Origin of the sequence: Burkholderia sp. IO2 (genome assembly GCF_029522185.1) — a bacterium.
Lineage (GTDB): Bacteria > Pseudomonadota > Gammaproteobacteria > Burkholderiales > Burkholderiaceae > Burkholderia > Burkholderia cenocepacia.
Map to the genome: position 1 here is coordinate 1 of NZ_JAKWFH010000099.1, position 13,028 is coordinate 13,028.

Annotated in this window: 12 protein-coding genes; 7 read left to right on the plus strand and 5 right to left on the minus strand. The window is 69.2% G+C overall.

The genetic code is table 11. From position 1 onward, the window contains the following. On the plus strand, positions 1–266 hold a 266-nt coding region (locus MMB92_RS33880; protein ID WP_253580601.1), incomplete at its 5' end, for a TolC family protein. A gap of 373 nt (positions 267–639) precedes the next feature. Here MMB92_RS33880 and MMB92_RS33885 read toward each other — a convergent pair. After that, the gene (locus MMB92_RS33885; RefSeq protein WP_006487579.1) at positions 640–2,016 is read right to left on the minus strand and encodes a nucleobase:cation symporter-2 family protein; all 1,377 of its coding nucleotides are present in this window, start codon (positions 2,014–2,016) and stop codon (positions 640–642) included. Positions 2,017–2,454: 438 nt separating this feature from the next. Between MMB92_RS33885 and MMB92_RS33890 the strand changes: the two genes are divergently transcribed. From MMB92_RS33890 to fghA, 3 genes are all read left to right on the plus strand, one after another. Further along, positions 2,455–3,951 carry an FGGY family carbohydrate kinase gene (locus MMB92_RS33890; RefSeq protein ID WP_277563234.1) on the plus strand — a complete coding sequence of 499 codons (1,497 nt, stop codon included), beginning with the start codon at positions 2,455–2,457 and terminating at the stop codon, positions 3,949–3,951. 214 nt (positions 3,952–4,165) lie between these two features. After that, positions 4,166–5,272, plus strand: coding sequence for an S-(hydroxymethyl)glutathione dehydrogenase/class III alcohol dehydrogenase (locus MMB92_RS33895; RefSeq protein ID WP_006483756.1), 1,107 nt, complete (start codon positions 4,166–4,168; stop codon positions 5,270–5,272). A gap of 16 nt (positions 5,273–5,288) precedes the next feature. Then, on the plus strand, positions 5,289–6,137 hold the full coding sequence (gene fghA / locus MMB92_RS33900; protein ID WP_034201415.1) for an S-formylglutathione hydrolase: 849 nt from the start codon (positions 5,289–5,291) through the stop codon (positions 6,135–6,137). A 133-nt stretch (positions 6,138–6,270) separates the two neighbouring features. Here the strand turns inward: fghA and MMB92_RS33905 are convergent, their stop codons facing one another. The 4 genes from MMB92_RS33905 to MMB92_RS33920 are packed head-to-tail and all read right to left on the minus strand — an operon-like array spanning position 6,271 to position 9,365. Then, positions 6,271–7,053 carry a metal ABC transporter permease gene (locus MMB92_RS33905; protein ID WP_006483758.1) on the minus strand — a complete coding sequence of 261 codons (783 nt, stop codon included), beginning with the start codon at positions 7,051–7,053 and terminating at the stop codon, positions 6,271–6,273. Next, on the minus strand, positions 7,046–7,930 hold the full coding sequence (locus tag MMB92_RS33910; RefSeq protein WP_006483750.1) for an ABC transporter ATP-binding protein: 885 nt from the start codon (positions 7,928–7,930) through the stop codon (positions 7,046–7,048). The genes MMB92_RS33905 and MMB92_RS33910 overlap by 8 nt, the downstream gene beginning before the upstream one ends. 17 nt (positions 7,931–7,947) lie before the next feature. Continuing rightward, positions 7,948–8,859 (minus strand): metal ABC transporter solute-binding protein, encoded by a 912-nt coding sequence (locus MMB92_RS33915; protein ID WP_048988956.1) that lies wholly within the window; start codon positions 8,857–8,859, stop codon positions 7,948–7,950. A gap of 44 nt (positions 8,860–8,903) precedes the next feature. After that, the gene (locus tag MMB92_RS33920) at positions 8,904–9,365 is read right to left on the minus strand and encodes a Fur family transcriptional regulator (protein ID WP_006483754.1); all 462 of its coding nucleotides are present in this window, start codon (positions 9,363–9,365) and stop codon (positions 8,904–8,906) included. Between the two features lie 327 nt (positions 9,366–9,692). Here MMB92_RS33920 and MMB92_RS33925 point away from each other — a divergent pair, with 327 nt between their 5' ends. The 3 genes from MMB92_RS33925 (at position 9,693) to MMB92_RS33935 (ending at position 12,844) form a co-directional block, all read left to right on the plus strand. Beyond that, complete coding sequence (locus tag MMB92_RS33925) at positions 9,693–10,469, plus strand: L-iditol 2-dehydrogenase (RefSeq protein WP_006483759.1); 777 nt, start codon at positions 9,693–9,695, stop codon at positions 10,467–10,469. Positions 10,470–10,547: 78 nt separating this feature from the next. Beyond that, positions 10,548–11,504 carry a sugar kinase gene (locus MMB92_RS33930; RefSeq protein WP_006496500.1) on the plus strand — a complete coding sequence of 319 codons (957 nt, stop codon included), beginning with the start codon at positions 10,548–10,550 and terminating at the stop codon, positions 11,502–11,504. Next, the gene (locus MMB92_RS33935) at positions 11,492–12,844 is read left to right on the plus strand and encodes a D-tagatose-bisphosphate aldolase, class II, non-catalytic subunit (protein ID WP_006496499.1); all 1,353 of its coding nucleotides are present in this window, start codon (positions 11,492–11,494) and stop codon (positions 12,842–12,844) included. The genes MMB92_RS33930 and MMB92_RS33935 overlap by 13 nt, the downstream gene beginning before the upstream one ends. Positions 12,845–13,028 lie beyond the last annotated feature (184 nt).

Consider the following 13,028-nt stretch of genomic DNA (forward strand, 5'->3'; position numbering starts at 1 on the left):
GCTTCGATCTGTCGGACCTGCGCTACAAGAACGGTGTCGACAGCTACCTGTCGGTGCTGACCGCGCAGACGGATCTGTACGCCGCGCAGCAGTCGCTGATCAGCGCACGTCTGGCACGCTGGACGAACCTGGTCGACCTGTACCGCGCCCTGGGCGGCGGGTGGATCCAGCGCGCCGGCGAGACGCCGCGTGCGCCGGATGCACCGGTCGATTACGACAAGGCGGCTGCGCCGGCGCCCGCGTCGGCAACCGCGACGAACGGGTAAGCACCGAGAAGGCAGGCGCGGGTTATCGCGCTTGCGCTTCGAACCGGCTGTATGCGGAAGCGAGAACGCCACGGACGAAGGTCCGTGGCGTTTTCTTTTGCGCTGCCGGATCGGGCGGGGACGGGCGCTGTCGTCGTGACGATGCGTGCGCGGCGTTCCGCTGGTACCGATCACGCCGACCGCACCAACCGCGTCACGCCTGGCGGTCAGTCGGCATTCCGCATCATGCGCCGGCGATCCATCTGCTCGCGCGAAGCGCGTTCACCCCCGCACCACGCGTGGTCCCGCACCCCCAAAACAAAACGCCACGGCATGCCGTGGCGTTTCTCGTTACCGCCGTCACCGCTTCGCGCCATCGTCCGGCGCGGCGCGATCAGTGGTGCACGTCGGCGGGCCGCCCGTCGAAGTCGTGTCCCGCGCGCCGAATCTCGCAGCGCGCATCCTTTTCGCCTTTCACGCCGTTGAACACGATGTTCAGGATCACGGCCGAGGCCGATGCCAGCAGGATGCCGCTATGCAGGATCGGTGCGAGCGCGGGCGGCAGCTTCGAGAAGAAGTGCGGCGACACGACCGGCACGAGGCCCATGCCGACGCTCACGGCGACGATGAACAGGTTGTGCGAGTTGTTCACGAAGTCGACCTTCGACAGCACCTTGATGCCGTTCGCGGCGACCATCCCGAACATCACGATGCCTGCGCCGCCGAGCACGAACGGCGGCACCGACGCGACGACCTGCGCCATCTTCGGGAACAGGCCGAGCAGCACGAGGATCACGCCGCCCGTCGCACACACGAAGCGGCTCTTCACACCCGTCACGCCGATCAGGCCGACGTTCTGCGAGAACGACGTATGCGGGAACGAATTGAAGATGCCGCCGATCAGCGTGCCGAGGCCGTCGACGCGCAGGCCGCGCACGAGGCGCTCCTGATTGACCGGGCGATCGACCATGTCGCCGACCGCGAGGAACATGCCGGTCGATTCGATGAACGTGACGAACATCACCGTGACCATCGTCACGATCGACAGCGGATCGAAGTGCGGCAGGCCGAAGTGGAACGGCATCACGAAGCCGACCCACGGCGCATGCGCGACGCCGTCGGTGTTCACGCGGCCGATCGCGAAGGCGATCGCGAAGCCGGCGACGATGCCGAGCAGCACCGAGATGTTCGCGACGAAACCGCGGCCGTACTTGTTGATCAGCAGGATCAGCGTGAGCACGAGCAGCGACAGGCCGAGATAGACCGGGCTGCCGTACTCGGGGTTGCCGACGCCGCCGGCTGCCCAGTTGATGCCCACTTCCATCAGCGACAGCCCGATCACGGCGATCACCGTGCCGACGACCACCGGCGGGAAGAACCGCAACAGCTTGCCGATCATCGGCGCGAGCACGATGCCGATGATGCCGGCCGCGATGGTCGAGCCGAAGATGTCGAGAATGCCGAGGCCGGGGTTCGTGCCGATCGCGATCATCGGGCCGACGGCCGCGAACGTGCAGCCCATGATGACGGGCAGGCGGATCCCGAAGATCCACAGGCCGAGCGTCTGGATCAGCGTGGCGATGCCGCACGAAAACAGATCGGCGCTGATCAGGAACGCGATCTGGTCTTTCGGCAGCTTGAGCGCGGCGCCGACGATAAGCGGCACGGCGACGGCGCCGGCGTACATGACGAGGACGTGTTGCAGGCCAAGCGTTACCAGCTTGCCGGTCGGCAGCACCTCATCGCACGGATGGACCGTGTTCGATTGCATCTGTCTCACTCCATGATCTTGTTTTCGGGGTGATACGAAGTTATTCGGAATGAATCCATGCAACAAGAGCACTGGGTTCTATTCCGTTCTTTGCTGGTTCGATATGCCATTTCGGCATGGAGCAGGGGGGCGATCATCGGGAAACTGCCGCAGGAGTGAGGTTCACCGGTTTTATAGCGCTTCAAAATAGCGCCGGCCCCCATGTCAAATATGGTCCGCTTTATGGTGTGTATCGGGTCGGCCGCATAGTGGCAAAAAGGGGGGTGCGGAAAGCGTGCCGGGTTAACCCGCGAGCGGCCGCTTTTGCGTGCAAGGTGCAGCCCGGTCAAACCCGCCGGCCGAGCGCCGTTTCGACGCGTCGACGTGACGGCAAAAAACGGGGCGCACATCGCGATCCCGTTATCATCGACATCCGTTCATACGAATCCCCCTCACGTCATGCGCCTGCTCGGAATCGACCTCGGCACCGGCTCCGTCAAACTCGTCACGCTCGATGCCGACGGCGTCGAGCGGGCGGTCGCGAGCGAACCTTATGCGTTGTCGTCGCCGCAGCCGGGCTGGGCGGAAATCGCGCCCGACACCTGGTGGCAGGCGCTGGTGCGCGCGGCCGCGCGGCTGCCGGCCAACGAGCGCGCGCAGGTCGCGGCGATCGGCTTTTCGGGCCAGATGCATGGCGTCGTGCTGATCGACGCGGCCGGCCAGCCGGTGCGGCCCGCGCTGCTGTGGCCGGACACGCGCGCGGTGCGGGAGGCGGATGCAGCGAGCTGGCCGGCGTTCGGATCGCCCGTCGCCGGAGTGCCCGTCGCCGGATTACCCGTCGCCGGGTTGCCCGTCGCCCCGAATCCCGTCGCGCCCGGCATGGCCGGCCCGCTGTTGCGCTGGCTGGCCACGCACGAACCCGCTGCGCTGCGCGCCGCGCGCTGGGCCGTGCAGCCGAAGGACTGGCTGCGCATCGCGCTCGGCGGCGATGTCGCGGCCGATCCGAGCGACGCGTGCGCAACCGCGCTCGCGACGCCCGACGGCGCGTGGGACAACCCATTGATCGACACGCTCGGCTTGCCGACCGACCGCTTCGCGCCGGTGCGTGCGTCCACCGCGCGCTGCGGCGTGCTCGGCGCGCAGGCTGCCGCCGCGCTCGGCCTGCCGGCCGGCGTGCCGCTCGCGACGGGCGCGGCCGATACCGCGTGCGCGGCGCTCGGCAGCGGGCTGGCCGTCGCAGGCGACGCGCTGCTGACGACCGGCAGCGGCGGGCAGATCGTCGTGCTCGCGGACGCGCTGCCGCCCGCGCGGCGCGGCTTGCATCGCTATCGTGCGGCGGCCAGCGGCGGCTATTACACGATGGCCGCGATGCAGAACGTCGGGCTCGCGCTCGAAGCCGTGCGCGGCTGGCTCGGCTACGCGCGATGGGCCGATGCATATGACGATGCGTTCGCGCAGCCGGCGTCGGAGCGGCTGTGCTTCCTGCCTTACCTGACCGGCGAACGTTCGCCGTGGATGAACCCCGATGCGCGCGGCGGCTGGCTCGGCCTCGGGCTCGGCGACACGCGCGGCGCGATGATGCGCGCCGCGTTCGAAGGCGTCGCATTCGCGTTGCGCGCGGGGCTCGATGCGATCCGCGACGCCGATCGCCGTGATGCCGTGACGACGCTGCGTCTCGCGGGCGGCGGTTCGGTCGATCCGCGCTGGCGCCAGTTGCTCGCCGACGCGCTCGGCGCGTCGCTGCACGCGATCGATTGCCCGAACGCCGCGACGCGCGGCGCCGCGTTGCTCGCGGGCGTCGCGATCGGACATTGGCGTGAAGATGCGTTGCGCGCGCTGGCGCCGACTGCGTCGCCGGTCGCGGCCCCGCACGATGATCGCCGGCTGGCGGCCCGCCACGCGCGCTTCGTCGATCTGTACGTTCGCACGGATGCATGGTTCACGACGGGCGTTTAAACTCGAACACTTGTTCTTTTGCGTCAGCGATGACGCATCCTGGCAAGCCGGCGACCGTTTCCCGCACGCGATGCGCGGCGGGAGCGGCCATCATGGCGAGCACGAGATTCTTTCGCCGTGCCACGCGGCACGGCTTCGACCGCTTTGCACGAAACCCCGGCCGGCGCCGACCCGCGGGCCGGGGCCGATCTCACAGACATACAGGAGTGACACGATGAAGACGAAAGCCGCGATTGCATGGAAGGCCGGTGCGCCGCTCACGATCGAGGAAGTCGATCTCGAAGGGCCGCGCGCCGGTGAAGTGCTGATCGAAGTGAAGGCGACGGGCATCTGCCACACCGACTACTACACGCTGTCGGGCGCCGATCCGGAAGGGATCTTCCCGGCGATCCTCGGCCATGAAGGCGCGGGCGTGGTGGTCGACGTCGGCCCCGGCGTCGGCACCGTGAGGAAGGGCGACCACGTGATTCCGCTCTACACGCCCGAATGCCGCGAGTGCAAGTTCTGCCTGTCGCGCAAGACCAACCTGTGCCAGAAGATCCGCGCGACGCAGGGCAAGGGCCTGATGCCGGACGCGACGTCGCGCTTCTCGCTCGACGGCAAGCCGCTGTTCCACTACATGGGCACGTCGACGTTCTCGAACTACATCGTCGTGCCGGAGATCGCGGTCGCGAAGGTGCGCGAGGACGCGCCGTTCGACAAGATCTGCTACATCGGCTGCGGCGTGACGACGGGCGTCGGCGCGGTCGTGTACTCGGCGAAGGTCGAGGCCGGTGCGAACGTGGTCGTGTTCGGCCTCGGCGGGATCGGCCTGAACGTGATCCAGGGCGCGAAGATGGTCGGCGCGGACAAGATCATCGGCGTCGACATCAACCCGAAGCGCGTCGAGCTCGCGAAGAAGTTCGGGATGACGCACTTCATCAACCCGAACGAGGTCGAGAACGTCGTCGACCACATCGTGCAGCTGACCGACGGCGGCGCCGACTACTCGTTCGAATGCGTCGGCAACGTGAAGCTGATGCGCCAGGCGCTCGAGTGCACGCACAAGGGCTGGGGCCAGTCGTTCATCATCGGCGTGGCGGCAGCGGGCGAGGAAATCAGCACGCGCCCATTCCAGCTGGTGACGGGCCGCGAATGGAAGGGCTCGGCGTTCGGCGGCGCACGCGGGCGCACCGACGTGCCGAAGATCGTCGACTGGTACATGGAAGGCAAGATCAACATCGACGACCTGATCACGCACACGCTGCCGCTCGAGCGGATCAACGAAGGCTTCGACCTGATGAAGGCCGGCGAGTCGATCCGCTCGGTCGTGCTGTACTGACCGGGAGCGAATCGTCATGCTCGAACTCGTTTCCTCGCATGCGTGCCACGGCGGCGAGCAGCGCTTCTACCGTCACGATTCGGCAGTCATCGGCCTGCCGATGAAGTTCTCGGTGTACCTGCCACCGCAGGCCGCGCACGGCCGCGTGCCGGCGCTGTTCTATCTCGCCGGGCTCACGAGTACCGACGAGACGTTCGCGATCAAGGCCGGCGCGCAGCAATACGCGGCGCAGCACGGCATCGCGCTCGTGATGCCCGATACGAGCCCGCGCGGCGCGGGCGTGCCGGGCGAGACGGATGCGTGGGACTTCGGCGTCGGCGCGGGCTTCTACGTCGATGCGACCGAAGCGCCGTGGTCGACGCACTACCGGATGGAGTCGTACGTGACGGGCGAGCTGCGCGAGCTCGTCGCGGCCGAACTGCCGATCGACGGCGCGCGGCTCGGCATCTTCGGCCACTCGATGGGCGGGCACGGCGCGCTGACGCTCGCGTTGCGTCATCCGGGGCTGTACCGGTCGGTGTCGGCGTTCGCGCCGATCGCCGCGCCGACGCGCTGCCCGTGGGGCGAGAAGGCGTTCTCCGGCTATCTCGGCGCCGATCGCGACGTGTGGAAGGCGCACGACGCGAGCGAGCTGGTCGCGCGCGCCGATGCGCCGAAGTTCGCGGACGGCATCCTCGTCGATCAGGGGCTGGCCGATCAGTTCCTCGCGAACCAGCTGAATCCCGACGTATTCGAAGCCGCGTGCGCGAAGGCCGGCCAGCCGCTGACGCTGCGCCGCCATCCGGGCTACGACCACGGCTACTACTTCATCTCGACGTTCATCGCCGATCACCTCGCGCATCACGCGCGCGTGCTGGCGCGGTGAGCAGGGGCGCAAGCCGGTAACGCACACGGCGCGCCGCACGCGATTGCGAGCGCATGAAAAAACGCCGGCGCTGCCCTCGGGCACGCCGGCGTTTTCTTTGATCGGCATCGGGCGGCGATGCGCCGGGCCGCGATCAGTTGCGTCGCAACAGGCTCGCGCCGTACACGAGCGCCGACAGCGCGGTGATCCAGAAGCTCGTCGGCCAGTCGGTGTGATACGCGAGCACGATGCCGGCCCACGCTTCGAACAGCGCGAACAGCGCGGCGAGCAGCACGCCCGTCGACAGTCGCGTCGACACATTCTGCGCGGCCGCCGCCGGCCCGACCAGCAGCGTGAACACGAGCAGCACGCCGACGATTTGCGTGGCCGCGGCCACCGCGAGCGCGCACACCGCGAGGAACAGCATCGACACCGTGCGCAGCGACACGCCCTTGGCTTCGGCCAGTTCGGGCTGCAGCGACGCGAACAGCAACGGCCGCGCGATCAGCGCGAGCGCGGCGAGGCTCACCGCGCCGATGCCCGCGAGCACCGCGAGCGTGTCGTGGCTGACTGCGAGCACGTTGCCGAACAGCAGTGCGGTGACCTGCGTCGCGAACGACGTGTAGAAGTGCAGGAACAACAGGCCGAAGCCGAGTGCGCCCGACAGGATCACGCCGATCGCGACGTCGCGGCCCGCGAGCTTTTCGCCGAGCGCGCCCATCCCGATCCCGGCCGCGAGCGTGAAGCCGACCATCCCCCAGATCGGCGAGACGCCGAGCAGCACCGCGCCCGTCGCGCCGGTGAAGCCGACGTGCGACAGCGCGTGGCCGGCGAAGGTCTGCCCGCGCAGCACCAGGAAGTAGCCGACGATGCCCGCGAGCACCGCGACGATTCCCGACGCCGCGAAGGCGTTGATCATGAAGTCGTATTCAAACATCGTGCGAATGCCCGGGATGAGCATGTCCGTGGTGGTGGTGGCCGTGGCCGCCGCCGTGCGAATGGCCGTCGTCGTCCTCGTGTTCGTGATCGTGCTTCTCGATCTCGACGTCGCCCGACATCACGAAGATCTTGCCGTTCACGCGCATCACGTCGATCGGCGATCCGTAGAGCCGCGACAGCACGGGTTTCGTGATCACCTCGTCGACGGTGCCGAGCGCCGCCACGCCGTTGCCGAGATACAGCACGCGGTCGAGCGCGTTCAGCAGCGGATTCAGTTCGTGCGCGGAGAACAGCACGGTGATGCCGAGTTCGCGCTGCACGTTGCGCACGAGCTCGACGACGCCGCGCTGGTGGTTCGGGTCGAGGCTGATCAGCGGCTCGTCGAGCAGCAGCAGCTTCGGGTCGCCGAGCAGGCATTGCGCGAGCAGCAGCCGCTGCCGCTCGCCGCCCGACAGTTCGGACAGCGGGCGGCGCGCGAGCGACGGGCCGCCGACGAGGTCGAGCACGCGATCGACGTCGCGGCGCGTGGCCGCGTTCGTGTGCGGCAGGCCCCAGCGGTGGCCGTCGGCGGCCATCGCGACGAAGTCGTAGCCGCGCATCCGGCGGTTCGCGAGGCCGCTCCGGATCTGCGGCATGTAGCCGATCGACGGGTTGCCGCGCACGACCGGCACGCCGCCGACCGACAGCGTGCCGGCCGACACGGGCACGAGGCCGAGCACCGCGCGCATCAGCGTCGTCTTGCCCGCGCCGTTCGGCCCGAGCACGCCGACGAATTCGCCGGGCTCGATCGAGAAGCTGACGTCGCGCAGGATCGTGCGGCCGCCCAGTTCGAGCGTGACGCGATCGACGGCGAGGGCGTGGGGAGTGGCGGTCATGACGTTACGGTTGTCGGTTACTTGCCGGCTGAGAGCGCGTTGCCGAGCGCGGCGAGCTGGCCGCTCATCCATTGCTGGAAGGTCTTGCCGGCCGGCTGCGTCTCGGTGACGCTGACGGTCGGCACGCCGCCGTCGCGCGCGACCTTCAGCATGCGCTTGGTCATCGGCTCCTCGGCCTGGCTGTTGTAGATCAGCACGCGCACCTGCTTCTTGCGCAGATCGTTCTCGAATGCGGCGACGTCCTGCGCGCTCGCCTCGGTGTCGTTCATCGTCGCGAGCTGGAAGCGCTGGTTGCGCATGTCGAGGCCGATCGCGTCCGACATGTAGCCGAACACGGGCTCGGTGGCCGTCACGGGCACCCCCTTGAACTTGGCGCGCAGTGCGGCGACCTGGTCGTCGACGGGTTTCAGCGATGCGACGAACTTCTGCAGGTTCGCCTCGTATTCGGCCTTGTTCGCCGGGTCGGCGCGGCCGAGTTCGGCCGCGATCGCGCGTGCGGCCGCCGGCATCGTCGCCGGGTCGTACCACAGGTGCGGGTTGTCGCCGGCCTTCTTGCCGACGAGATCGGCGACGACGATCGTCGCGCGCTTCGCCTGTTTCGACGCGCCGAGCAGCTTGCCCATCCACGGATCGTAGTCGGCGCCGTTGTAGATCACGACCTGCGCGTGCTGGAGCGCGCGGGCCGTCTTCGGGCTCGCTTCGAACAGGTGCGGATCCTGATCCGGATTGCTGAGGATGCTGGTGACCGCGACGTGGCGGCCGCCGATCTGCGACGCGACGTCGCCGTAGAAATTCTCGGCGGCGACGACGTTGACGGTCGCGGCCTGCGCGACCACGGGCGCGGCGAACGACAGCGCGGCGACGGCGGCGGCCAGCCAGCGGACAGGCGACAGGGCGCGCCGCGGCGCGCGCTTCAGGGCAATGGACATGGAACTCCTCGTTGGAAGGGCGGCGCGTACGCCGCGATTCGGCGTCAGCGCTGCGCGGGCTTGCGCTTGCAGTGTCCGCACAGGCCGCTCAGCTCGACGACCTGGTGGTGGACTTCGAAACCGTGCGCGGGCTCGCTCGCGGACAACTGCTTCGCGAGGTCGCCGCCGGGAATCTCGACGGTGTCGCCGCACGAATCGCAGATCAGGAACTGGCCTTCGTGCGGCACGCCGATCTCGCAGCACGCGAAGAATGCGTTCTTCGATTCGATCCGGTGGATGAAGCCGTGTTCGACGAGGAAATCCAGCGCGCGATAGACGGTCGTCGGCGGCACCCGGCCGCGTTGCGGTTCGAGTTCGGCGAGCAGGTCGTACGCGCCGATCGGGCGTTGCGCGGCCAGCACGCGTTCGTAGACCTGGCGGCGCAGCGGTGTCCACGCGAGCCCGTGTTCGGCGGCGAATGCGTCGGCCCGGGACAGCCGGGCGTCAATGGGCGATGAGGTAGCCATGGCGTGAAGCAGGCGATGAAACACAGTACGGCGATGATATAACGTATCGCCGCGCCGTGCAGCGCGAATTCCGCGTTCCGCCGTCGCTCCGTCCCCTTCATGCCGCTCCCACTGCGCCGCACCGTGCGCGCCGCACCTTGCCGCGCGGGCGCGACCGGGCGTCGTCATGCGCCGCCGTGCCGCAGCGCGTCATAGAAAGCCGTCGCGTCGTCTTGACAGCGCGTATCGCGTATCCGATCATTCGATCACTAACAGAGCAATTGATCGGTTTGCGAGCGTTCGCTCACCTCGTGACCGTCGTACAGCAGAACGAACCGGAGACAGCCAGTGAGACTGGAAGACAAGGTCGCGATCCTGACGGGCGCCGCAAGCGGCATCGGCGAGGCGGTCGCGCAACGCTATCTGGACGAGGGCGCGCGCTGCGTGCTCGTCGACGTGAAGCCGGCAGGCGGCTCGCTCGCGCGGCTGATCGAGGCCAACCCGGGCCGCGCGGTGGCCGTCACGGCCGACGTCACGCGCCGCGACGACATCGCGCGGATCGTCGCCACGGCGGTCGAGCGCTTCGGCGGCGTCGACATCCTGTTCAACAACGCGGCGCTGTTCGACATGCGCCCGCTCCTCGACGAATCGTGGGACGTGTTCGACCGGCTGTTCTCGGTCAACGTGAAAGGGCTGTTCTTCCTGATGCAGGCGGTCGCGCAGCGGATGGTCGAGCAGGGGCGCGGCGGCAAGATCGTCAACATGTCGTCGCAGGCCGGCCGTCGCGGCGAGGCACTCGTTTCGCACTACTGCGCGACCAAGGCCGCGGTGATCAGCTATACGCAGTCGGCCGCGCTCGCGCTCGCGCCGCACCGGATCAACGTGAACGGCATCGCGCCGGGCGTCGTCGACACGCCGATGTGGGAGCAGGTCGATGCGCTGTTCGCGCGCTACGAGAACCGGCCGCTCGGCGAGAAGAAGCGGCTCGTGGGCGAAGCCGTGCCGCTCGGCCGCATGGGCGTGCCGGGCGACCTGACGGGCGCCGCGCTGTTCCTCGCGTCGGCCGACGCCGACTACATCACCGCCCAGACGTTGAACGTCGACGGCGGCAACTGGATGAGCTGACGTGGCGCCGCTCGCACGCGCCACCCGCCGGCCGGCCCGCGACGCCGCGGCCGCCGTCGCACGAGGAGGGCTCGCCTGATGGCCGAGATCGTCGTCGCCGGCGAACTGCTGGCGGAATTCGTCGCCGCCGAGCGCGGCCAGGGTTTCGATACGCCGGGCCTGTTCGCCGGACCGTTCCCGAGCGGCGCGCCGGCGATCTTCGCCGACCAGGCCGCCCGGCTCGGCGCGCGCGTCGCGTATGCGGGCTGTGTCGGTCGCGATGCGTTCGGCGACGCGATCGTCGCGCGGCTCGCCCGCGACGGCGTCGACGTCGCGCGCATCCGCCGCGTCGCCCGCCCGACCGGCACCGCGTTCGTCGCGTATCGCGACGACGGCTCGCGCAGTTTCGTCTTCACGCTTTCCACCAGCGCGGCCGCGTGCGTCGATGCGTCCGACGTCGACACCGCGATGTTCGACGGCTGCCGCTACTTCCACGTGATGGGCTCGTCGCTGACGAGCGAATCGGCGATCGCCGCGGTGCAGCGCGGCGTGATCGAGGCTGCGCGCGCCGGCGCCAAGGTGTCGTTCGATCCGAACGTGCGGCCCGAAATGCTGAGTTTCCGCCCGATGCGCGCGGCCCTCGACGAGATGCTCGCCGCGTGCCACCTGTTCCTGCCGAGCGAAGCCGACCTGCCGTTCTTCTGCGGGCCGCAGCCGGCCGAGCGCGCGATCGCCGGCCTGCTCGCGACCCATCCGCTGCTCGAGCGGGTCGTGCTCAAACGCGGCGCGCAAGGCAGCGTCGCGTTCGAGCGCGCGCACCGGGCCGACGCGCCGGCGTTCGCGGTCGACGAAGTCGATCCGACCGGCGCCGGCGACTGCTTCGGCGGCACGCTGGTCGCGAGCCTCGTCGCGGGCTTGGCCGTCGACGTCGCGTTGCGTCGCGCGAACGCGGCCGGCGCGATCGCGGTCACGCGGCGCGGCCCGATGGAGGGCAACAGCAGCGCGGCCGAGATCGACCGCTTCCTGACCGAACGGGGGATCGCATGTCCGGCCTGACGACCGTTGCCGAACGCACGCGCACCGCGCATGCGGACACCGTGCTGCGGATGATCTTCGACGCGAACCGCGCGGACGCGCAGCGCGGCATCTATTCGGTCTGCAGCGCGCACCGGCTGGTGCTGGAGGCCGCGTGCGAAGCGGCGCGCGCGGACGGCTCGCCGCTGTTGATCGAGGCGACCTGCAATCAGGTGAACCATCTCGGCGGCTATACGGGCATGACGCCGGCCGATTTTCGTCGCGACGTCGATGCGATCGCCGCGCGCTGCGGGCTCGCGCCGTCGGCGCTCGTGCTCGGCGGCGACCATCTCGGCCCGAATCCGTGGCGGCACCGTCGCGCGGCCGACGCGATGCGTGAAGCGGCCGCGATGGTCGCGGCCTACGTCGAAGCCGGCTTCGAAAAGATCCACCTCGATGCGAGCATGGCGTGCGCCGACGATCCGGCACGGCTCGACGATCGCACGATCGCCGCGCGCGCGGCCGAGCTGTGCCGCGTCGCGGAAGACGCGGCCGCGCGCGTCGGCATCGCGCCGGTCTACGTGATCGGCACCGAGGTGCCGACGCCGGGCGGCGAGGTGAGCGGCGACGCAAGTAACGACGCGATCGCACGGATCGCGGTCACGCGCAGCGACAGCATCGCGGCGACGCTCGATGCGCACCGCCGCGCGTTCTCCGCGGCCGGGCTCGACGATGCGTGGACGCGCGTCGTCGCGGTCGTCGCACAGCCGGGCGTCGACTTCGACGATCGCCACGTGCTTGATTACGACAGTGCCAAGGCAGCGTCACTGGGCGCGAGTATCCTGCAGACACCGCGCCTCGTGTTCGAAGCGCATTCGACCGACTACCAGACCGAGGCGGCGCTCGCCGCGCTGGTGCGCGACCACTTCGCGGTGTTGAAGGTCGGCCCCGCGCTGACGTTCGCGCTGCGCGAGGCGCTGTTCGCGCTGACGTTCATCGAGGACGCGCTGATCGACGACGTCGCGCAGCGCTCGCGATTGCGCGACGTCGTCGATGCGGCGATGCGCGCGCAGCCCGAACACTGGGCGCCGTACTACCGCGGCGACGAGACCGCGCAGCGGCTCGCGCGCCAGTTCAGCTACAGCGACCGCATCCGCTATTACTGGCTGCAGCCGGCCGTCGCGGCCGCGGTCGAGCAGCTGTTCGACAACCTCGCGCGGCAGCCGGTGCCGGAGACGCTCGTCGCGCAGTGGCTGCCGGATGTCTACGCGGCATGCCGCGCGGGCGGCCTCGCGAAGGCGCCGCGCGCATGGGTGCGCCACCGGATACGCGACGTGATCGCGCACTATGCGCGCGCGTGCGGCATGCAGCGGCCGGCATGACGGGCCGCGAAGGAAACGACGCAACACCGACGCAAGACCGACGACATTTCGAACAATCACAGCAACCATCTTGAGACAGCCCATGTCATGCGCAATTGAAATCCGGCTGCCAACGCTCGCCAGTGCGAGCGATGGCGTTGAGCGTGATGAGCAGCTTGCGCATGCATGCGACGAGGGCGACCTT